The sequence below is a fragment of the Actinospineispora acaciae DSM 45401 genome (assembly GCF_000620785.1).
GTDB lineage: Bacteria > Actinomycetota > Actinomycetes > Mycobacteriales > Pseudonocardiaceae > Pseudonocardia > Pseudonocardia acaciae.
The window spans coordinates 163983-183924 of sequence record NZ_JIAI01000001.1 but is presented as its reverse complement, the minus strand read 5'-3'; the positions used below and the strand labels follow the sequence as shown (position 1 = coordinate 183924).

18 protein-coding genes and 2 pseudogenes are annotated in these 19942 nt (G+C 72.6%); 6 read left to right on the top strand and 14 right to left on the bottom strand.

Features of this window, described 5'->3' with window-relative positions; all coding sequences use genetic code 11:
• Positions 1 to 3: 3 nt before the first annotated feature.
• Entirely contained in the window at positions 4 to 873 is an 870-nt protein-coding gene (locus tag N912_RS0100925) for a haloalkane dehalogenase (RefSeq protein WP_028920942.1), read from the bottom strand.
• A 305-nt stretch (positions 874 to 1178) separates the two neighbouring features.
• On the opposite strand from N912_RS0100925, the gene N912_RS48675 reads away from it, so the two are divergent.
• Positions 1179 to 1826, top strand: coding sequence for a TetR/AcrR family transcriptional regulator (locus tag N912_RS48675; RefSeq protein ID WP_084210508.1), 648 nt, complete (start codon positions 1179 to 1181; stop codon positions 1824 to 1826).
• A gap of 368 nt (positions 1827 to 2194) precedes the next feature.
• Here N912_RS48675 and N912_RS0100915 read toward each other — a convergent pair whose 3' ends face one another.
• From N912_RS0100915 to N912_RS48670, 3 genes are all read right to left on the bottom strand, one after another.
• A complete protein-coding gene (locus N912_RS0100915; RefSeq protein ID WP_028920941.1) occupies positions 2195 to 3418 on the bottom strand; it encodes an acyl-CoA dehydrogenase family protein in 1224 nt (407 codons plus the stop codon).
• 6 nt (positions 3419 to 3424) lie between these two features.
• The gene (locus N912_RS0100910) at positions 3425 to 4624 is read right to left on the bottom strand and encodes a lipid-transfer protein (protein WP_211261103.1); all 1200 of its coding nucleotides are present in this window, start codon (positions 4622 to 4624) and stop codon (positions 3425 to 3427) included.
• Between the two features lie 261 nt (positions 4625 to 4885).
• Positions 4886 to 6112 carry an MFS transporter gene (locus N912_RS48670; RefSeq protein WP_037062594.1) on the bottom strand — a complete coding sequence of 409 codons (1227 nt, stop codon included), beginning with the start codon at positions 6110 to 6112 and terminating at the stop codon, positions 4886 to 4888.
• Positions 6113 to 6182: 70 nt separating this feature from the next.
• On the opposite strand from N912_RS48670, the pseudogene N912_RS61725 reads away from it, so the two are divergent.
• A pseudogene (locus N912_RS61725) lies at positions 6183 to 6959 on the top strand (GlxA family transcriptional regulator); the annotation flags it as partial.
• Positions 6960 to 7070: 111 nt separating this feature from the next.
• Here the strand turns inward: N912_RS61725 and N912_RS66920 are convergent.
• From N912_RS66920 to N912_RS59850, 7 genes and pseudogenes are all read right to left on the bottom strand, one after another.
• Positions 7071 to 7556, bottom strand: a pseudogene (locus N912_RS66920) (ABC transporter permease); the annotation flags it as partial.
• Between the two features lie 281 nt (positions 7557 to 7837).
• Positions 7838 to 8890, bottom strand: coding sequence for an ABC transporter ATP-binding protein (locus N912_RS0100885; RefSeq protein WP_037062591.1), 1053 nt, complete (start codon positions 8888 to 8890; stop codon positions 7838 to 7840).
• Positions 8891 to 8901: 11 nt separating this feature from the next.
• Positions 8902 to 9981 carry an ABC transporter substrate-binding protein gene (locus N912_RS0100880; RefSeq protein ID WP_028920935.1) on the bottom strand — a complete coding sequence of 360 codons (1080 nt, stop codon included), beginning with the start codon at positions 9979 to 9981 and terminating at the stop codon, positions 8902 to 8904.
• Positions 9978 to 10955: an Lrp/AsnC family transcriptional regulator gene (locus tag N912_RS0100875; RefSeq protein WP_028920934.1), complete on the bottom strand. Its 978-nt coding sequence runs from the start codon at positions 10953 to 10955 to the stop codon at positions 9978 to 9980. The genes N912_RS0100880 and N912_RS0100875 overlap by 4 nt, the downstream gene beginning before the upstream one ends.
• Before the next feature lie 206 nt (positions 10956 to 11161).
• Positions 11162 to 12337: a glycosyltransferase gene (locus N912_RS0100870; protein WP_051579420.1), complete on the bottom strand. Its 1176-nt coding sequence runs from the start codon at positions 12335 to 12337 to the stop codon at positions 11162 to 11164.
• A gap of 318 nt (positions 12338 to 12655) precedes the next feature.
• Positions 12656 to 13363, bottom strand: a complete 708-nt coding sequence (locus N912_RS0100865; RefSeq protein WP_084210709.1) for a SigB/SigF/SigG family RNA polymerase sigma factor — start codon at positions 13361 to 13363, stop codon at positions 12656 to 12658.
• A gap of 128 nt (positions 13364 to 13491) precedes the next feature.
• Positions 13492 to 13938: an ATP-binding protein gene (locus tag N912_RS59850; RefSeq protein WP_245645143.1), complete on the bottom strand. Its 447-nt coding sequence runs from the start codon at positions 13936 to 13938 to the stop codon at positions 13492 to 13494.
• A gap of 284 nt (positions 13939 to 14222) precedes the next feature.
• Between N912_RS59850 and N912_RS0100855 the strand changes: the two genes are divergently transcribed.
• Entirely contained in the window at positions 14223 to 14753 is a 531-nt protein-coding gene (locus N912_RS0100855) for a DUF6292 family protein (protein WP_156993094.1), read from the top strand.
• On the opposite strand, the gene N912_RS65465 is transcribed toward N912_RS0100855, so the two are convergent.
• A complete protein-coding gene (locus N912_RS65465; RefSeq protein ID WP_245645142.1) occupies positions 14750 to 14905 on the bottom strand; it encodes a DUF6131 family protein in 156 nt (51 codons plus the stop codon). The two genes, N912_RS0100855 and N912_RS65465, sit on opposite strands and share 4 nt — an antisense overlap.
• Positions 14906 to 14951: 46 nt before the next feature.
• Positions 14952 to 15803 (bottom strand): DMT family transporter, encoded by an 852-nt coding sequence (locus tag N912_RS48660; RefSeq protein ID WP_037062589.1) that lies wholly within the window; start codon positions 15801 to 15803, stop codon positions 14952 to 14954.
• 168 nt (positions 15804 to 15971) lie between these two features.
• On the opposite strand from N912_RS48660, the gene N912_RS0100840 reads away from it, so the two are divergent.
• Genes N912_RS0100840 through N912_RS0100830 form a run of 3 tightly spaced genes read left to right on the top strand, consistent with a single transcriptional unit; the run spans position 15972 to position 17362 of the window.
• Positions 15972 to 16367: an ArsR/SmtB family transcription factor gene (locus tag N912_RS0100840; RefSeq protein ID WP_028920930.1), complete on the top strand. Its 396-nt coding sequence runs from the start codon at positions 15972 to 15974 to the stop codon at positions 16365 to 16367.
• Positions 16300 to 16782, top strand: a complete 483-nt coding sequence (locus tag N912_RS0100835) for an SRPBCC domain-containing protein (protein ID WP_028920929.1) — start codon at positions 16300 to 16302, stop codon at positions 16780 to 16782. Before N912_RS0100840 ends, N912_RS0100835 begins: the two co-directional genes overlap by 68 nt.
• Entirely contained in the window at positions 16769 to 17362 is a 594-nt protein-coding gene (locus N912_RS0100830) for a TIGR03086 family metal-binding protein (protein ID WP_028920928.1), read from the top strand. Before N912_RS0100835 ends, N912_RS0100830 begins: the two co-directional genes overlap by 14 nt.
• Here the strand turns inward: N912_RS0100830 and N912_RS48655 are convergent.
• The gene (locus N912_RS48655) at positions 17307 to 19904 is read right to left on the bottom strand and encodes an AAA family ATPase (protein ID WP_051579418.1); all 2598 of its coding nucleotides are present in this window, start codon (positions 19902 to 19904) and stop codon (positions 17307 to 17309) included. The two genes, N912_RS0100830 and N912_RS48655, sit on opposite strands and share 56 nt — an antisense overlap.
• Positions 19905 to 19942 lie beyond the last annotated feature (38 nt).

Below are 19942 nucleotides of genomic sequence, written 5' to 3'. Positions count from 1 at the left end.
CCGTCACCGCCGGATCTCCCTGACGAACTCGGCCACCGCCGCGCCGATGGCGTCCGCGCTGTCCTCCTGCACGAAGTGGCTGCCGGGCACCGTCACCTCCCGCTGGTTGGGCCAGGTGCGGCAGAGCTCGCGGGCGCGCCCGGTCAGGATCGAGCCGGGCTCGGCGTTGACGAACAGCTTCGGGACGTCCGAGCCGGCCAGCCACGAGGCGTAGTCCTCGACGATCTTGACGACGTCGGCCGGCTCGCCGTCGATGGGGATCTGCCTCGGCCAGCTCAGCGTGGGCCGCCGGCCCTCCCCCGGCTCGGCGAACGGCCGCCGGTACTCCGCCATGACCTCCTCGGAGAGCCCGCCCAGGGTGGCCGCCGGCAGCACGCCCTCCACGAACAGGTTCTTGGCCAGCACCATCTCCTCGCCGGCCGGCGAGCGGAAGCCCTGGAACACCTTCCGCGCGTCCGCCGGCCAGTCGTCCCAGCTCACCGGCGTCACGATGGCTTCCATGTAGGCGATGCCGGCCACCCGGTCCGGGTGCTGGCTGGCCCAGTCGAAGCCGAGCGCGGAGCCCCAGTCGTGCACCACCAGCACCACGTTGCGCCTCAGCCCGAGGCGTTCCCACAGCGCGAACAGGAACTCCCGCTGCTCGCGGTAGCCGTAGCGGTCCGGGCCGGACGGCTCCAGCTTGTCCGAGTCGCCCATCCCGATCAGGTCGCAGGCGATCAGCCGGCCCAGGCCCTCCAGGTGCGGCATGACGTTGCGCCACAGGTAGGACGACGTCGGGTTGCCGTGCTGGAAGACGATCGGGTCGCCCTCGCCCGTCTCCACGTAGGCCATCGAACGGCCGTTGACCAGAGCTGTCTTCTTCGCGGGAGGCATCGTCGCCCACCTCTCTTCCCCGACGGTTCCACCGGGCCGTTGGTGACCGTCCGACGGCACCGCGCTAGCCTACTGACGGTAGCTACCCCTCGCGAGGGTCCAGGCCACCCGAAGACACGTCCATCCGGCAGCCGAGAAGGTCGCTTCGCGGGCCCGAGCCACGTCGAGGATGGGCCTTCTTAACCGGTCCTACCTGGGCAGACAATCACCATGGCGCGCCCGGGCCGGCGACCGCTCGACGATTATCACACCTCGCCGTGTTAAACTTACCGGCACTTCTGCCGGTTCTTAGGTACGGTGGTGACGTGGCACAGGTCAAGGAGGTCCAGGCGGCACGCCGGACCCAGGAACAGCGCAGCACAGAGACTCGCCGGCGCATCCTGGACGCCACCGTGTCGTGCCTGCAGGAGTACGGATACGCGGGCACGACCACGGTGCGGGTCGTCGAGCATGCCGGGGTGACCAGGGGCGCGCTGGCGCACCACTTCGCGTCCAAGGCCGACATGGTCGCCGCGGCGGTCGGTCACATAGCGGCCACCCGCTCCCAGGACGCGTTCCCCCAGATCGAGAAGGCGCTCGCGTCCAAGGACCCGATCGACGCCGGCCTCGACCTGCTCTGGGCGATGCACCAGGGCACCGCCTTCGTCGCGCTGGTCGAGCTGTGGGTGGCCGCCCGCACCGACCCCGACCTGCAGCGGCGGATCAAGTTCCTGGAGCACTCGACCAACTCGATGCTCATGGAGTTCGCGCTGGAGCTGTTCCACGCGACCGAGAACGTCGCGGTCCGGCACGCCATCTACACCGCGATGGACACCGCGCGGGGCATCCAGCTGATGAAGATGGTCACCACCGACTCCGACGCCGAGCACGAGGCCCGCTGGCGCCGGGCGAAGGCGAACCTGCGGATCATGTTCGAGCACGCGCTGGCGCACAACCCGGCCCAGATGAACTGAGCCCGAGAGCCCGGCCACAACGAGATCGCGGTGGCGCGACAAGTCCCCGGCACGGCGACCATGGATCTGCGTTGGTCACCCGTGCGTGGACGTTCGTGGTGACCCTCGGAGCCGCTGTCGCTGGCGCGGCGGGCTGGTGATCGGGTTCCGGGTTCCGGCCGAATAGAACGATCTATCAAGGCATAGAACGATCTATCAAGGCGTGGTTGGTGCGGCCTCACCACGGCAGTGCTGGGCGTGCCGTGTGCCGTCTCCAAGTCTTGGGCCGCGTCGAAACGTTGGCCTCGTCGAGTGGCAACCCAGGCCGTTTTCGATCATGAAAACGGACTGGCTTACCACTCGACGCGCACCAACCGCCCCAACCAGCCTCAGCGCAGCAGCCCGCGCGCGATCTGGCCGACCTGCAGCTCGTTGCTCCCCGCGTAGATCATCAACGACCGGGCGTCCCTGGCCAGCTGCTCGACGCGGTACTCGACCAGGTAACCGTGCCCGCCGAACAGCTGGACCGCCTCGTTCGCCACCTCGGTGGCGGCCTGCGAGGAGTAGAGCTTGATCGCGGACGCCTCCGCGAGGCTGACCCGCTGGCCGGCCCGCTTGAGCTCGATGGCGCGGAACAGCAGGTTCCGGACGTTCAGCCGGGCGACCTCCATGGTGGCCAGCTTGAGCTGGACGAGCTGCAGCGCGGAGATCTTCTGGCCCCACAGCTCGCGGGCCTTGGCGTGCTCCAGGCTCAGCCGCAGGCACTCCTCGATGATCCCGAGTGCCATCGCCGCGACCGCCACCCGCTCGAACGTGTAGCTGACGCGCGCGCTGTCCCTGCCGTCCGACCCCGGCGGCCCGGCGAGCAGCCGGTCCGCCTCCAGGTAGACGTCGGTGAAGCGCAGCTCGCCGGTCGGCGAGGAGTGCATGCCCATCATGCGCATCGGCGCCGACCGGGTGAACCCGGGCATGTCGGCATCGAGCACGAACGTGAGCACCGGCCGGTCCCTCGGGTTGGCGACGGAGCCGTCGTCCAGCTTGGCGTACACCACGACGGTGTCCGCGTACGGACCGTTGGTGATCAGCGTCTTGCGGCCGTTGAGCACATAGCCGCCGTCGACAGGGCGCGCCGAGGTGCTCATGCCGCCGAACGCGTCCGACCCGGCGTCCGGCTCGGTGAGCGCCCAGGCGCCGATCTTCTCGAACGTGAGCAGGTCCAGCGCCCAGCGCCGCCGCTGCTCGACGGTGCCCCTGCACATGATCGTCTGTGCGGTCAGCCCGATGCTCACCCCGATCGCGGCGGTCATGCCCATGCTCACCTTGCTGATCTCGCTGAAGGCGAGCATGGCCATGGCCTCCTGATCGAACAGGCCACCGCCGCAGCGCGACCGGCCCCCCAGCGGCTGCGCGCCGTCCGGGTAGCTCTCGATCGCCTTCCCGAAGCTGTCCCTGGCCATCGCGTCCAGGCCGAACGTGGAGAACAGCTTGCGGATAATCTCGTACGGCGGCAGCTCACCGCGCTCCAGCTCGTCTATTCGCGGGCGTATCTGCTCGTTCACGAACTCCCGGACGCTGTCCCTGACCAGGAGCTCGGTCCCCGACCATTCGATCATCGCGGCTCAGGCCCCCGACTCGTTGCGGGTCACGGCCCGGTACGCGGTGACCACCGCTGCGCCGCCGAGCCCGATGTTGTGCTGCAGGGCGGCGCTCGCCCCGGTCACCTGCCGGCGCCCGGCGGCGCCACGAAGCTGCCAGGCGAGCTCGGCGCACTGGGCCAGCCCGGTCGCGCCGAGCGGATGCCCCCTGCCGATCAGCCCGCCGGACGGGTTGACCACCCACCGGCCGCCGTAGGTGGTATCGCCGGCGTCGACCAGCGAGCCCGCCTCACCCTCCCGACACAGCCCCAGCGACTCGTAGAGCAACAGCTCGCTGGCCGAGAAACAGTCGTGCAGCTCGATGACCTGGAAGTCCTCCGGCCCGAGGCCGGACTGCGCGTACACCCGCCGCGCGGCCCGCCAGTTCATGTCGTAGCCGATGATGTTCTTCGCGCTGCCGTCGAAGGTGCTGTCGAAGTCGGTGGTCATGGCCTGCCCGACGATCTCCACCGCCCGGTCGGCGAGGCCGTGCACGTCCACGAACGCCTCGCTGGCCAGGATCGCCGCCGCCGACCCGTCCGAGGCCGGCGCGCACTGCAACGCCGTCAGCGGGTGGTAGACGGTCCGCGCGGACATCACCTCCTCCAGCGTGTAGTCCCGCTGGCACCGGGCGTACGGGTTGTGCGCGGAGTGCCGGTGGTTCTTCTCGCCGATCTTGGCGAAGTGCTCAGGCGTGCTGCCGTGGCGCTCCATGTGCTCGCGGCCCGCGGCGCCGAACATCCACGGCGCGGGCGGGCACAGCGCCTCGGGAGGCAGCGCGCGCACGTGGGTCGCGATCGGCCCCGTCCTGTCCTCGCCCCTGTCCGGGACGGCCGGGCCCGGCCGGGTCATCTCGAAGCCCAGCGCCAGCACGCACCGCACCCGGCCGCCCCGGATCGCCTCCGCCGCGAGGTAGAGGGCCGTCGACCCGGTGGCGCAGTTGTTGTTCACGTTGATGACCGGGATGCCGGTCATGCCCAGCTCGTAGACGGCGCGCTGGCCGGACGTCGACTCGCCGTGCACGTACCCGACGTAGGCCTGGTCGACCTCGCCGTAGTTGATGCCGGCGTCCGCGAGCGCCCTGCAACCCGCTTCCCGGGCCATCTCCGGGTGGCCCCGGCCTTCCCGCCTGCCCGGTTTCTCGAACTTGGTCATGCCTACCCCGACCACGTACACCCGATTCACCGTCGAGTCCCCTCGCTCGCTCCAACTTCCGTACAGGCTTGCCTGTATGTAAGCAGCGCTCGCGAGAGTACACCAGAGTGATGCTCGTCACCGAAACGTTTCTGATGTGACAGACGATATGCAGGTGATGTGGTCGAACTGCGCTATCACAGTCGGCCCGGCAGCGGCGTCTTGCGCCAGCCGGTGACTACCTTCGAACAGGCAGTCCTGTATGTAGCTGAAGTCTACGGGCAGGATGCGCGCTGCCGGGTGAGATCGGGGTCACCGCCGCACCGGCTCCGGCGCCGGGTCGACGCTGGGCGAGCGCACCGCCCAGCCCAGGCTGAGCGCGGCCAGCACCGCGACGCCGAGCAGCAGCACCGGCGGCGAAGCAAGGGCGCCGGCGGCCGCCAGCAGGTATGGCACTGTCATGCCGAGGTAGGCGCTGGCCTGGAACATGGCGGTCGCGCTGCCCAGGTCCTCCGGGGCCGCGAGCCGCTGCACCTCCAGCAGGCCGCTCACCAGGCACAGCCCGTACGCCCCGCCGAGCACGATCGCGGCGGCCAGCACCAGCACCGGGTCACCCAGCCAGGCGGCGGCCGAAGCCACCAGCACGCCGACCAGCACCGCGAGCAGGCTGGCGCCCATCAGCCGCGAGCCGCCCACCCGGTCCAGCCCGCGCGCCACCGGCTGGGCGAACACCCCGGCGAACGCGCAGGCCAGCGTGACGAACCCGCTGAACGCGATCGCGTACCCGTGCAGCCGCGCGCCGACCAGCCCGGGCAGGTAGGCGAACCCGATGGCCGCCGAGCCGAACACCCACGGCGCCAGCGGGAACACCACCCGGCGCAGCCTGGGATGGCGGCGCCCACGACGCTGCCCAGCCTGCCGTCCAGCAAACCGCCCACCCACCGAGGCGGCGGCGTCCCGGGTCTCCGGCGCGCGCCACGCCAGCGGCAGAGCCCCGAACGCCAGCACCAGGTGCGGCAGGTACGGCACCACCCCGGCGGCCGGCACCCACTGCGCGAGCACGCCGGCCACCAGCGGCCCGACCCCGAACCCGATGCTCATCGCGGCGGTCACCCGCCGGGCGCCGGCGCCGCGCTCGGCGTCCTCGTACGGCGGCGAGGACAGCTCCTTCACCCACGCCCCGCCCGCGCTGAACGCGGCCCCGCTGGCCAGCCCGGCGACGAACCGCCCGGCGAACAGCCAGCCCACCCCGTACTGGCCGGCGATGAGCACCGCCGTGGCCAGTACCGAGACCAGCAGCGCCGGCAGCACCACCACCTTGCGCCCGCGCCGGTCGGACAGCGGCCCGCCGAGCAGCAGCCCCGGCACCAGGCCGAGGCTGTACAGACCGAAGGTGGCCTGCACCGTCGCCATGCTCAGCTGCAGCTCCGCGCGGTACCACAGCAGCATCGGGGCGAACTGGTTCGCGCCCCAGCCCACCGCGCACAGCGCGAACGCCACCCCAACCCAGGACCGCCGGTTCGAGACATTGTTGGTCACCGAGCCAGCCTCGCCGGGCCGCCGACCGCGCCCAAGTGGCAGCATTGACAACTATCGCTAAATTAGTGACATGACCGCCCCGGAATCGCCCGCCCGCGCCCACCGGGTCGCCGTCGCGGCCACCAACGGCGTGCCGATCTTCGAGCTGGCCATCCCGTGCGAGGTGTTCAGCGACACCCGCCAGGACCTGGCCAGTCCCTGGTACGACCTGCGGGTGTGCGCGCCCAGCGGGGTCCGCACCCAGGCCGGCTTCGCGCCGAGCGGTCGCCACGGACTGGACGCGCTGGTCGCCGCGGACACCGTCGTGGTGCCGGCCTGCGCCAACGTGCTCGACGACCAGCCACCGGACCTGGTAGACGCGGTGCGCGCGGCGTACGACAACGGCGCCCGGATCGTCTCGCTGTGTTCCGGGGCGTTCGTGCTGGCCGCCGCCGGCATCCTGGACGGGCGGCCCGCGACCACGCACTGGCGCTTCGCCGACCTGCTGGCCACCCGTTTCCCCAAGGTCCAGGTCGACGCCTCGGTGCTCTACACCGACGACGGCACCATCCTGACCAGCGCGGGCACCGCCGCCGGCCTGGACCTCTGCCTGCACCTGGTGCGCCTGGACCACGGCGCGGCGGTGGCCAACGCGCTGGCCAAGCGGCTGGTGATGCCCGCGCACCGGCCCGGCGGCCAGGCGCAGTACATCGACACCGCCGTGCCGCCCGCCGACCCGGAGCGGCTGGGCCTGCTGCTGGACTGGGCGCGCCAGCACCTCGACCAGCCGCTCACCGTGGCCACCCTCGCCGCCCAGGCCAACCTGAGCACCCGTACCCTGATCCGCCGGTTCCACGCCACCACCGGGACCACCCCGATGAACTGGTTGCTGAGAATGAGGATCAACCACGCCCGCGAACTGGAACAGCCACACCGCGACCAGCGACATCACCAGAAGCGCCAGGCCGCCCACGGCGGCAATCGGCCAGTTCACCGCGGCGGTGTCGTTGTAGATGGTCAGCGGCAGCATCGACACCCGGCCGCCGCCGAGCATCGCGGGCGTGACGAACGCGCCCAGCGCCAGCGTGAGGGTGATCTGCGCGCCGGCCACCACGCCGGGCAGCGACAGCGGGAACGTGACCCTGGCCAGCGCGGTGAACCAGCTCGCGCCGAGGTCGGCGGCGGCCTCGCGCACGCTCGGGTCGATCCCGGCCAGCGAGGTGAAGATCGGGAACACCGCGAACGGCAGGAAGATGTGCACCATCGCGATCACCACGCCGGTGGTGTTGAACACCAGCGGCACCCCGTCGGCGGTCAGGCCCAGCCGGATGAGCAGCCAGTTGACCGGGCCGCTGTCCGCGAGCAGCGTCTGCCAGCCGTAGCTGCGGACCACCGCGCTGACCGTGACCGGCAGGAACACCAGCACCGCCAGCACCACCCGCACTCCGGGGCGGGCGCGCCACATCGCGTAGCCGAGCGGGTAGCCCACCAGGACGGTCAACGCCATGGTGAGCAGGCCGACCCAGAGCGTCTGCCCGACCACCTCGTAATAGAACGATCTATCAAGGAAGAACTGCCGGTAGGCGTCCAGCGTGTAGATCTCGTACAGCTTGCCCTCGGCGAACGTGAAGAAGCTGAAACGCAGGAACACCGCCATCGGCCCGACGAACGCGAACGCCATCAGGGCCAGCGCGGGCACCAGCAGCAGGTACGCCGCCCAGTCCGGCCGGCGGCTCACGGCCGGGCTCATGTCGCCACCACAACGGCCGCGTCCGGGTCCCAGCCGACCTCGACCGCCTCGCCCCTGACGAATGCGGGCTCACCCCCGTCGTGCGCCACGTCGGCGAACAGCGTGAGCTCGCCGCCGTCCAGGGCGACCAGGTACCGCACCGACGCCCCCGAGAAGATCGCCTCGCGGACCCGACCGGCGAACCGGTTGCCGGCCCGCACCTCGCGTCCCACCCTGACCCGCTCGTACCGCAGCGACACCGCGCACCCGGCGCCGGCCGGGGCCGGCATGGACGGCGGTACGAAGCTCACCCCGCCCGCGCGCAGCGTCGTACCGTCCGGCGTGACGTCGAACAGGTTGGTGTCGCCGATGAAGTTCGCGACGAACCCGCTGGCCGGCCGGTCGTAGATCTCCCGGGGGGTGCCGAGCTGCTCCAGCCGGCCGTCGTTGACCACCGCGATGGCGTCGGACATGGTCAGCGCCTCGCCCTGGTCGTGCGTGACGTAGAGGAACGTGGTGCCGACCTCGCGCTGCAGGCGCTTGAGCTCCAGTTGCATCTGCAGCCGCAGCTTGAGGTCCAGCGAGCTGAGCGGCTCGTCGAGCAGCAGCACCTTCGGCGAGATCGCCAGCGCCCGGGCCAGCGCCACCCGCTGCTGCTGGCCGCCGGAGAGCTGTGCGGGCCTGCGGTCGCCGAGCCCGGCCAGCCCGACCAGCTCCAGCAGCTCACCGACCCGGGCGTCGCGCTCGCGCCGCCCCAGCCGCTTCAGGCGAGGTCCGAACCCGATGTTGTCCGCCGCGCTCATGTGCGGGAACAGCGCCCACCGCTGGAACACCAGCGCCGTCGGCCGCCGGTTGGGCGCCACGCCGGTGACGTCCCTGCCGTGGATCGCGATCCGCCCGGCGTCCGGCCGCTCGAAGCCGCCAATCAGTCGCAGCAGCGTCGACTTCCCGCAGCCGCTCGGCCCGAGCAGGGAGAAGAACTGCCCCGGCGCGACGGTGAGGCTGACCTCGCGCAGCGCGCGCACCCGGCCGAACGACTTGCTGACGCTGGTGATCTCGACGTCGCTCACTCGTGGCCTCCTCAGCGCATTTGTGACTTGACGTCCCGGTCCCACCGCTGCCGCCATGCGGCGTCGTTCTTGGCGATGCTCACCCAGTCGAACCGCATGGCCCGCTCGGCGACCTCGATCCGCTGGTTGGGGTCGTCGCTGGCGAAGCGGGCGTCCCTGACCAGCGGGATGCTGCCGGTCAGCTCGCCGTAGCGGCCGGCGTTGCCGGCGTCGAGCAGCAGGTTGATCACCTCCTGCGCGACCTTCTTCCGCTCCGGCGAGAGGTTCGTGACCACCGCGAGGTAGGTGGGGAAGGCGATCCCGCCCTCGCGGGGCACGGTGAACCCGAGCGGCGCGCCCTCCCTGATCCAGTCGCGGGCGATGGCGGAGAACCACGGCGCGACCCAGGCGTCGCCGGTGACCAGCAGGTTCTTCAGCTGGTCGTTCGAGCTGACCAGCGCCTTGAACTGGTTCGCCCGCTGTGACCAGGTCCGGAAGCCCGGTTCGATGTTGTGCTCCCCGCCGCCGCCCAGGCGGGCCGCGAGCGTCAGCGCCTGCCACTGGTAGTCGAACGTGGTGACCCTGCCGGCGAACGCCGGGTCCCACAGTGCCGACCAGGACTCGGGCGGGGCGGGCACCTTGTCCTTGTTGTAGAGCAGGCCGAACACGGTGGCCTGGTAGCCGACGCCCCGGTCGCCGTCGGTGCGGTAGGCGGGCAGCACGGTGGCCATGTTGGGTATGGCGGACGGGTTCAGCGGGTCCCACATGCCGTCGACCTCGCCCTGCGCCAGCGTGGAGGCGTTGAAGAAGCCGAAGTCGACGTAGTTGTCGTTCGGGGTGGTGCGCTTGGCGGCCACCATCTTCGGATAGGTCACCGTGTTGTTCGACTCGACGAAGTCGATCGTCACGCCGGGGTGCGAGGCCAGGTACTGCTTGACGACCTGGCGCGGCACGTCACCCTGGTGCGACCCGGCCCAGATGAACATCGTCAGGTGCACGGCGCCGTCGTCGTCGCCCGAGCCGGGCGCGGTGTCGACCCGCTTGCCGCTGGCGCAGGCGGCCGTCAGCAGTAACGCCACGCCGCAGGCGGCCAGCCTCCTGAACCGGATCATCTCCCGGCCTCCTTCCCGAGGGGCAGGAACGCGCGCTTGAGCGTCTTGAGCTCCAGGGACGCCTCCGCCGAGCGGATGCCCTCGATCCGGCCGAGCACGTCCGCGCGAAACCGGTACAGGTCGTCCTGCGAACGCAGCGTGGCCTCCAGGATGAGGTCCGCCGACCCGCTGGACGCGGCGAGGAACCGCACCTCGGGGCGGCCGGCCAGGGCCCGCGCCACCTCGCCGATCCGGGCCAGGTCGACCGAGAGCCACATGAACGTCTCGATGCCGAACCCGAGCAGCCCGGGGTCCACCAGCGTGACCGGGGCCAGGCAGCCGCTGGCCACCATCCGCTCCACCCGCCGCCGGGCCGCCGACTCGCTCATGCCCAGCGCGAGCGCGAGCTGGGCGTAGCTGCGCCGGCCGTCCTCGCCGAGCCGCTCCAGCAGCGCCAGGTCGACGTCGTCCAGGCCGATGGGCTCGTTCTCCCGGTCCGGGTCGATCGGGTCGCGGACGGTGTCGCCGCCGCGCTCGGCGAACTGGTCCTGCCCCCACTGGGCGGTGGTCTTGAAGGTGCGCAGGATCGACACCGTGGTGATCCGCGCGATGCCCGGCACGCCGGCGATGCCCTCGGCGCCGTCGGTGAGCAGGTCGGCCAGGCTCGCCGAGGACGGCACCACCACCTCGACGACCAGGTCGAACGTGCCGGTCACGATCATCTCCGCGCGCACGTCCTGCCGGGTGGCGAGCGCGGCGGCCACCGTGCCCACCGCACCGGGTTGGCAGGCCACCTGCAGCACCACCGGATAGCCCAGCCCGCACCGGATCGGGTCGGCTAGCACGGTGGTCTGGATCAGCCGAGCGTCCTGCAGCGCCTTGACCCGCCGGGCCACCGTGGACTCCGACGTGCCGACCTCACGGGCCAGCTCGCGCCAGCTCCCCCTGCCGTTCACCAGCAGCGCGACGGCGATCCTCGCGTCGAGCGGGTGCACAGCGCGACCCGCGCCGGAGGGGAGCCAGCCCGCCGAAGAGCGCTGTTCGAGCCCCGCCGGCGAGTGAGGCGAAGACGCAGCCTCGGCCATGGCACCTCCTTGAGCCGGCGGGGACCATACTAAGTCTCGTTGATGACTTCTGTCATCAGCAACGGTCAAACTGATGTGATTGCGCTTGTTGATGCGTATTTCTGACGACTTCCGCATCAAGCGCGGTATTCGCGTCCCTTCCAACTCGCGCCGCGGCCGAACCGGTGCCGGCGCGCCGAGTCGAGGGTCATCAGCGTGTAGAGCAGGGCGGTCACCGGCAGCAGCGGCGCGAGGAGCACCGGCCGGCCGTAGTAGCGCAGCATCGGGACGTAGCTGGCGGCCATCCCCAGCCAGGCCAGGGCGCCGAGCAGCGCCGCCGTCAGGTCACCGGCCAGCGCGCCGGCCACCGTGACGGCCGGCGGCGCCAGGAACACCAGCGCGAGCCCGAGCACCGTCCCGGCCAGCAGCACCGGCGAGTAGCGGAGCTGGGTGTAGGCGCTGCGCGCGACCATCCGCCACAGGTCGGCCAGCCTCGGGTACGGCCGGACGCTGCGCACGTCGTCCGCGAGGCCCAGCCAGGTCCGCCCGCCGGCCCTTTTGACCAGCCGGGCGAGGGCGACGTCGTCGATCAGCGCGCCGCGGATGGCGGCGATCCCACCGGCGGCGGCCAACGCCTCGCGGCGCACCAGCACGCACCCGCCGGCGGCCGCCGCGGTCCGCGCCCCCGCCCGGTTGACCCACCGGAACGGGTAGAGCATCGCGAAGAAGTACACGAACGCGGGCACGACCAGCCGCTCCCAGGCCGTCTCGGTACGCAGCACGGCCATCAGCGAGACCAGGTCCCGCCCCTCGCTCGCGGCCGCCACCAGGCCGGCCAGTGAATCGGGGCCGTGCGCGATGTCCGCGTCGGTAAACAGCAGGTAGTCCACGTCGCCGGCCTCGTCCACCCCGTGCGCGAGCGCCCACAGCTTGCCGCTCCAGCCCGCCGGCGGCTCGCCCGGACGCGTCGTGACCAGCGGCAGCCCGCCGGCGGCCGCCAACCGCGCGGCCACCTCGGCGGTGCCGTCGCCGCTGTTGTCGTCCACCAGGATCACCCGCGCCCGGCCGGCGTACCGCTGGGCCAGCAGCGAGGGCAGGCTCGCCGGCAACACCTCGGCCTCGTCGCGCGCGGGCACCACCACCGCCACCGACGGCCACTCCCCCGGCTCCCGCGACGGCGGTAACCGCTGGTCGGTCCGCCAGAACCGGCCGTGGCACGCTAACAGCCACAGCCAGACCGCAACCGCCACCGCGCCCAGCGCCGCCCCACCGCTCACCCGGTGATCACAGCACGCCGGGCGGAGGAAGGTCATCAGGCCGTTATGCACGTTTATGAGCCGCTATAACAACCATGGTGACCTGATGATCTCCGTCTAGCGGGTAGGCACGCTCAGGTTCGCGGTCGGCCCCGACGCCGGTGACGGCGCGCACGAACACCAGCCCGCGCACCACCCCGGCCACAGGAGGCGCGCCACCCCAGCGAGACAGACCGACCGTCGGTCGGTCTCCGGCGGCGGCAGCGCGCACGAACACCAGACCGCGCGCCCCACCCCAGCCACAGGACACGCCCCACCCCCAGCCGAACAGACCGACCGTCGGTCGGTCTCCGGAAACGGCGGCGCGCGACCCCGCTAGTCGGCGAGCAGCCGATCGCGGAGCCCGTCCAGGGTCTTGCTCAGGATCCGGGACACGTGCATCTGGGAGACGCCCACCCGCTCGGCGATCTGCGTCTGCGTCATGTTGGCGTAGAACCGCATCATCACCACGGCGCGTTCGCGCTCGGGCAGCTCGGCCAACAGCGGCTGCAGAGACTGCTGGTAGTCGACCAGCTCAAGATCCCCATCCGGCTGGCCCAGTATGTCCCCCAGTGTCTCCGAGCGCCCCTCACCGTCCAACTCGGCGTCCAGCGAGTCGGCGCGGTACGCCTGGCCCGCTTCGAGCCCCTCCAGCACCTCCTCCACCGGGAGGTCGAGCGCGGCGGCGATCTCGCTGGGGCGCGGCGCCCTGCCCAGCCCCTGCGACAGCCGGGACACCGTGGCCGTGATCGAGACGTGCAGGTCCTTGAGCCGGCGGGGCACCCGCATCCCCCAGCCCTGGTCACGGAAGTAGCGGCGGATCTCGCCGGTGATGGTGGGCACCGCGAAGGACAGGAAGTCGCTGCCGTAGTCGGGCTGGAAGCGGTCCAGCGCCCTGATCAACCCGAGGGTGGCCACCTGGATCAGGTCGTCGACCGGCTCGCCCCGGTGGGCGAAGCGGTGGGCGATGCGCCGCGCGACCGGCAGGAAGCCGGCGACGAGCCGGTCACGCAGCCTCGCGCGCCGCGGGTCGTCCGGGCACATCGTGGCGAACTCGCCCAGCGCTTCGGAGAGGTAGCTCAGCTCCCCGCTGCCGGTGAGGTCACGATCACCGGCGACGGCCTCCGACGGCGGTGCACCGCGCGGGCGGGGCGTGGTCAGGGTGTGGGCGATCACGGACGGCTCCTGTCGGTGCGGGTGGTGAACCGGATCGCGAGCCCCCCGAACTCTCCTCGGACGTCGGTCTCCAGCCGAGGTTGCTCGGTGAGCGCGCGCAGCAGCTGCCAGCCGAACCCGGACGTGTCCACGCTCGCGCGGGGCACGGCCTCGGTGCCGACGACCACGTCCATGGTGTCCGGCCCGATGGTGAACACGCAGCGCATGGTGGCCGACGAGGTGGCGACCTGGATCAGGCAGTTGCACGCCTCGTCGACGGCGAGCCTCAGGTCGGCGATGGCGTCGATGTCGAAGTCCGCGCGCCCGGCCAGGTGTGCCGCGACCGCGCGGACCGTGTAGACCATCCCCTGCTGGGCCGCCACCCGCAGCTCGACCACGTCCGCCTCCCGCGCCGGGCTCGAGCGCCCGAAGAGGTCGACGGGCATCCCGTGGGACGGAGCCACCGGACAACACCTCCGGCTGTTCGACGAACACATGGGCAACAGACGCGATACCCGGACCCGCGCCCGACAAACATCGCCGGCCATCCATCCGGGCTATTCCGGCCGAGGACAGGTGCGCCCGCCCAGCCCGGGGTCTAGCTTGGTCGCGGGTGCGAATCGGCGACGATCGTCGCCATCCGAACGAGGGACCTGAGGCCTCCCGCCAGGACATCTCGGTCGTGGCGCACTCGCGGAGCTACCACGTCGTGCGGTGCGCCACGCACATGCGACGGGAGGACGAACCTATGTCGAAGTCAGTAATGGACACCGCGCGCGACACGCTGCCCCGGCCCAGGCCGGCGGCCGAGGCGGCGAGCGCGCCGTTGGACGAGCGGATGCTCGTCGGCGGCTACCTGGCCGCCGTGGCGAACCGCCTCACGCAGCGCGGCATCCTCGTCGGCGAGATACGAGCCGGAGCGGCCGAACCGGGCGTGCTGGCCGGCCTGCTCAGGCTCGTGCCGCTCGACGCCCACCCCGAGCGGTGGGCGCCCACCCAACTGGAGTGGGGCCAGGACAGCGGCTGGTCGGCGACGCTGCTGCCCGCCGGCGACCTGGGTGACCAGCGGCGAGCGGAGGGCGTCCAGCGGTACCTGCCCCGCCAGCTCGTGCCCGCGCCGGACACCGTCGCCCACTTCGCCGCCGCGCTCATCGCCGACGAACACACGATCTGGGCCAGCGCCATCTTCCGCCAGCCCCGGCGGGCCGACCGCCGCTGGCTGATCATGCAGCTGAGCCGCTTTGCCTCACCCCCGCCGTGGCGGGCGCCGGCGAACTAGAAATACCACCTGCGCCCGGCGACGGGACGTCCGACCGACCCGAGCAGCAGCAACACCAAGCCGACGACCAGGAGGATCCCTCCGACCGTGTAGAGAATGGAGATGCCGGTAAGCCAACCGATGACGAGTAAGATCACACCGAGAACAATCATGCTGAACGATTCCCCGGCGGACCCGAGCTAAACACCGGCGGCGCAATTATCGTTGACCGGACAACAAGGGCGACCGGGCCAGCAACAGCGTCCCGCCGGCGATCAGCACGGCCCCGGCCAGGGTGCCGACCGTCCACCAGCCGCCGCGCACCCGCTCCCCGAACACCAGCACGCCCCACCCCACCGACACCACCGGGTTGGCCAGGGTGAACCCCGGCTGCGAGGCGACCAGGCTGCCCGCCTGCAACGCGTTCTGCAGCAGGAAGAACGCCACCGGGGCGAGCACGAGCAGCAGGTAGGCCTGCCACGCGGTGAACACCCCGGCCGGCCCGCCGCGAGCGGCCGACGTGCCGATCGCGGTGGTGAGCGCGGCGTCCAGGCCGAACAGGCCGCCGGTGGCGATGCCCAGCAGCGCGGCGCGGCGGTGTCCGGACAGGGCGCGGCCGAGCACCACGGCGGCCCCGACGACCACCGCGCACACCCCGAGCCCGAGCGCCCAGGCCCACGCCGGCGCGCCCAGCGGGTCGCCGCCCTCCGGGGACAGGCAGGACAGGAACAGCGCCAGCCCGGCGGTGAGCGCGACGATCGACAGCCACTCGACGCGGCGCGGCCGGCCGCCGAACACCAACGAGCCCAGCAGCAGCGCGAACGGCAGCTCGGCCACCAGCAGCGACTGCACCCGGGCCACCCCGCCCGCCGTGAGCGCCACGGCCTGCGCCACGAAGCCCAGCACCAGCGTGGCGACCCCGGCCAGCCACGCCGGCCCGCGCACCAGCTCCCACAACAGCCGTGGGGAGAACGCGCGCTCGTCGGGCTGGGCCTGCCCTCCCTTGCGCTGCAGCACCGCCGCGACGGCGTTGAGCAGCGCGGCGAGCACCGCGAACGCGACGGACAGCACCGGCTCCCCCTCAACTCGGCCCGGCGCCCGTCTACCCGCTCGCGACGGCGACAAACGACCCGCGAGGGCCGCAGCCCGCTCATCAGCCCTTTCAACCACGCGGTTTGACGGAAACGACCGCGCGCCCTATCGTCCTTTCAACCATTGGGTTGCAACGGGAGGCGCGCGATGACCGTGGACCAGCTGTCCCGGGTCTTCGCCGCCCTCGCGGACCCGACCCGGCGCGACATGGTGGCCCGGCTCTCGGGCGGCGAGGCGACGGTGAGCGAGCTCGCCGAGCCGTACCGGATGTCGCTGCAGGCCGTCTACAAGCACCTTCGGGTGCTCGAGACCGCCGGGCTGGTCAGCCGCCCGCGAGGCCCGCAGCCCCGGCCGGTTCGCCTGGAGCCGAGGGCCTTCGACCTGATGGACACCTGGATCGAGCGCCACCGGGGCCGCCTCGAACGGCGCTACCGCCGCCTGGACGACGTCCTGGCGCAGATGAAGGGAGACGAGCATGAACACGACCTCGCAGACGGTCATCGAGGCCGATCCGAAGCTGCCGATCATCCGGACGACCCGTGAGTTCGCGGCCACGCCCGGGCAGCTGCTGCGCGCGCACACCGATCCCGAGCTGTTCGCCCGGTGGGTCGGCCCCGACGCGCTGACCACCCGGATCGACCACTGGGACGCGCGCACCGGCGGCAGCTGGCGCTACGTCTCGGAGCTCGACGGCACGCGGTACTGGTTCCACGGCTGCTTCCACGAGATCCGCCCGGACCGGATCGTCCAGACCTTCACCTACGAGGGCGAGCCCGACGGGGTCGCACTGGAGACGCTGTGGTTCGACGACCTGGGCGGGGGCCGCGCCCGGCTGCGGACGCAGGCGCTGGTCGACAGCCTGGAGGGCCGCGACGCGATCCTGCGCAGCGGCATGGAGGTCGGCGTCGACCAGGGTCACGCCAAGCTGGACAGGATGCTCGCCGATGGCACTCTCTGATCACCCGAGCGAGCGGCACCGGCAGGTCGCCGGGCCGTTCACCGACCGGGTCCTCGGAACTCAGGACTGGGACGCGCCCTCCCCCGTCGCCGGCTGGACCGCCCGCGACGTGGTGCGCCACCTCACCGAATGGTTCCCCGGGTTCCTGGCCGCCGGCGCCGGCATCGAGCTGCCCAGGGGGCCGTCCGTGGACGACGACCCGGTCGCCGCCTGGACGGTGCACAGCGACGGCGTGCAGGCGGTGCTGGACGACCCGGGCACGGCGGGCCGGGAGCTGACCAACCCGCACATCGGCAGCCTTCCGGTGGACGCCGCGATCGACAGGTTCTACGTGTCCGACGTGTTCATGCACACCTGGGACCTGGCCAGGGCCACCGGCCAGGACGACAGGCTCGACCCCGAGTTCTGCGCCCAGCTGCTCGGCGGGATGGAGCAGATCGAGGAGATCCTGCGCTCGTCCGGCCAGTACGGCCCCAGGGTCGACGTCCCCGACGGCTCGGACGCGCAGACCAGGCTGCTGGGCTTCATCGGCCGGGACCCGTTCTGGCGACCAGGTCGCGCAGCTGCGACCGGGCGGTGACGCCGAGCTTGGGGAAGCTCCGGTAGAGGTGCGAGCCGACGGTCCGGGGTGACAGGAACAGCCGCTCGCCGATCTCGCGGTTGCTCAGGCCCTGCGCGGCCAGCCGGATGATGTGCTGCTGCTGCGGGGTGAGGGTGGCCAGCGCGTTCGGCGCGGCGGGTCGGGTGTCGACGCCGGCGGCGCGCAGCTCGGCCAGTGCGCGGTCGACCCACGGGCGGGCGCCGAGGCGGCGGAAGGCCTCCTCGGCGGACCGCAGCTTCGGGCGGGCCTCGGTGATCCGCCTGCGGCGGCGCAGCCATTCCCCGAAGTCCAGCAGGACCTGCGCGCGTTCGAACGGCCACTGGTCACCGGCGTGGTCGGCCAGTGCCCGTTCGAAGTGCGGCTCGGCGTCGGACGGGTCGAGCAGCGCGCGGGCCCGGTGGGTCAGGGCGCGCACGCGGGGTGAGGGGTGGTCGGCGGCGCGGGCCACGATCGCCGCCGCCTCGGCGTGGTGGCCGGTGCGCACGGCGGCCGCCGCCAGCTCGGCCAGCCCGGCGTACGAGCACGCGTAGTGCACCGGGTCGCCGTCGGCGGTGAACATCGGGCGGAACCGGTCGTAGGCGCCCGTGTGGTCGCCGTCGGCCACGGCGGCCATGCCCAGCGCCCACCGGGTGCGCACCCCGACCGCGCGGCTGCGGTCCGGGTCCACCAGGGACAGCGCGGCGGACGCGACGCGGCGGGCCTCGGCGGTGTCACCGGTGAGCGCGAGCGTGGCCGCGTCGAGCGAGCGCAGCGCGGCGTCCAGGTGCGGCAGCCCGGAGTCGGCGAAGCTGGCGTTCGTGGCCGCCAGCCGCGCCTGCGCCCACCGGCCGTGGTCCAGGTACGCCCAGCCAGCCGAGCAGCCCAGCCCGGTGGGCAGCGCGCCGCTCATCCGCCAGCGGTGCAGTGCGTCGTCGAAGATGCGCACCGCCTGCGCCGTCTCGTCCAGCAGCCAGGCCATCGCCCCCAGCGCGGTGAGCACGCCCGGATCGGCCCCGGCGCGCTCGACCAGGCCCGGCAGCGCGGCCACCAGCTCGGCCCGGCCCCGGACCGGGTCGGTCACCGCCAGCGTCCACGGGTCGTCGCCCGCGCGGGCCCTGGCCGCGCGCCGGTGCCGCTCGTCACCGGAGTAGAACCCGGCGACCGAGGCCGACGCGACGGCCAGCCGCGCCAGGCCAGGATCGTCCGCCGCCCGCAGGAGCAGCGACAACGCCGTGTCGTGGTCGGCGGTCAGGGTGAGCACCTGGCCGACCCGCAGCGACGCCTCGGCGGCCAGTGCCGGGTCGTCGGTGACCGCCAGCGCCTTGCCGGCGAGCCGTTCCACCCAGCGCGGCTGCCCGGTGCAGACGGCCACGCCGGCCGCCCTGACCAGCCGCCGCGCACGGTCGTGGCGCCGGGGGCTCAGCTCGGCGGCGCGCTCCAGGGCGGCCACCGCCGCCGCGTACCCGCCGCGCACCCGGGCCGTGACCGCCGTGGCCTCCAGCGCCGCGGCCACCGGCTCCTCCGGCCCCTCGGCTGCGGCCGCCAGGTGCCACGCGCGCCGGTCCGGTTCGCCTTCGAGCAGGTCCGCCAGCTCCCGGTGCGCGCGGCGCCGGGCGGCCAGCGGCGCGGACTGGTAGATCGCCGACCTGACCAGCGGATGCCGGAACCGCACCCGCCCGCCGGTCACCCTGACCAGCCCGGCGGACTCGGCGGGCGCCAGCGCCTCGGCCTGCCCGGCCGCCGCCAGCTCGTCGGCGGCGACCAGCAGCAGCGCGTGCCGGGTGGCCTCGGGCAGCGCGTGCAGGTCGGCGGCGAAGACCCGCATCAGCCGGTCGGTCAGCGGCAGCTGGTCGTCCTCGCCGCACTCCGCTCTGGCCAGCTCGACCAGCGCGAGCGGGTTCCCGGCGGCCTGGTCGAGGATGCGGACCCGGCGCTCGCCGGCCGGCGGACCCGGCTGCCGGTCCAGCAGCAGGCCGCTGGCGCGCGCGTCCAGCGGCGGCAGCGGCAGCGTCGGAAACCCGGAGAACCCCGCCGCGTCCCTGGTCGCGCCGAGCAGCGCGAGCGGTTCGTCGTCGATGCGCCTGGCGGCGAACCCGAGCGCCGCCCGCGACTCGGCGTCCACCCACTGCAGGTCGTCGGCGACCACGAGCAGCGGCGAGCGCCCGGCCAGGTCGGAGAGCAGGGCGAGCAGCGCGACCCCGACCAGCAGCCGGTCCGGCGGGCCGTCGCCGACCTCGCCGTCTCCCAGGCCGACGGCGCCGAGCAGCGCCGAACGCTGCCGCGCGGGCAGCTCGCCGGCCGCGCCGAGGACCGGCCGCAGCAACTGGTGCAGCCCGGCGAACGGCAGGTTGGCCTCGCTCTCGCTGCCGGCCATCCGTAGCACCCGGCCGCCGTGTGCATCGACATGGGCATCGACATGGGCATCGGCCGCCAGCCCCAGCAGCGTGCTCTTGCCCGCGCCCGGCTCACCGGTCAGGATCAGGACACCGCTGGTAAGGCCGAGCACGGCGGCGCTCTCGACCTCCCGCCCGAGCACCGTCACGCCCGCGACTGTATCCCCGACTGCAGTCGGCCGACCGA

Bases quoted from the DNA above. Each gene is read 5' to 3' on its own strand.
- N912_RS0100925 (WP_028920942.1), bottom strand. From the start codon at position 873: ATGCCTCCCGCGAAGAAGACAGCTCTGGTCAACGGCCGTTCGATGGCC.
- N912_RS0100915 (WP_028920941.1), bottom strand. From the start codon at position 3,418: ATGATCGAATGGTCGGGGACCGAGCTCCTGGTCAGGGACAGCGTCCGG.
- N912_RS0100880 (WP_028920935.1), bottom strand. From the start codon at position 9,981: ATGATCCGGTTCAGGAGGCTGGCCGCCTGCGGCGTGGCGTTACTGCTG.
- N912_RS0100870 (WP_051579420.1), bottom strand. From the start codon at position 12,337: ATGACCTTCCTCCGCCCGGCGTGCTGTGATCACCGGGTGAGCGGTGGG.
- N912_RS0100865 (WP_084210709.1), bottom strand. From the start codon at position 13,363: ATGTGCCCGGACGACCCGCGGCGCGCGAGGCTGCGTGACCGGCTCGTC.
- N912_RS0100855 (WP_156993094.1), top strand. From the start codon at position 14,223: ATGTCGAAGTCAGTAATGGACACCGCGCGCGACACGCTGCCCCGGCCC.
- N912_RS65465 (WP_245645142.1), bottom strand. From the start codon at position 14,905: ATGATTGTTCTCGGTGTGATCTTACTCGTCATCGGTTGGCTTACCGGC.
- N912_RS0100840 (WP_028920930.1), top strand. From the start codon at position 15,972: ATGACCGTGGACCAGCTGTCCCGGGTCTTCGCCGCCCTCGCGGACCCG.
- N912_RS0100835 (WP_028920929.1), top strand. From the start codon at position 16,300: ATGAACACGACCTCGCAGACGGTCATCGAGGCCGATCCGAAGCTGCCG.
- N912_RS0100830 (WP_028920928.1), top strand. From the start codon at position 16,769: ATGGCACTCTCTGATCACCCGAGCGAGCGGCACCGGCAGGTCGCCGGG.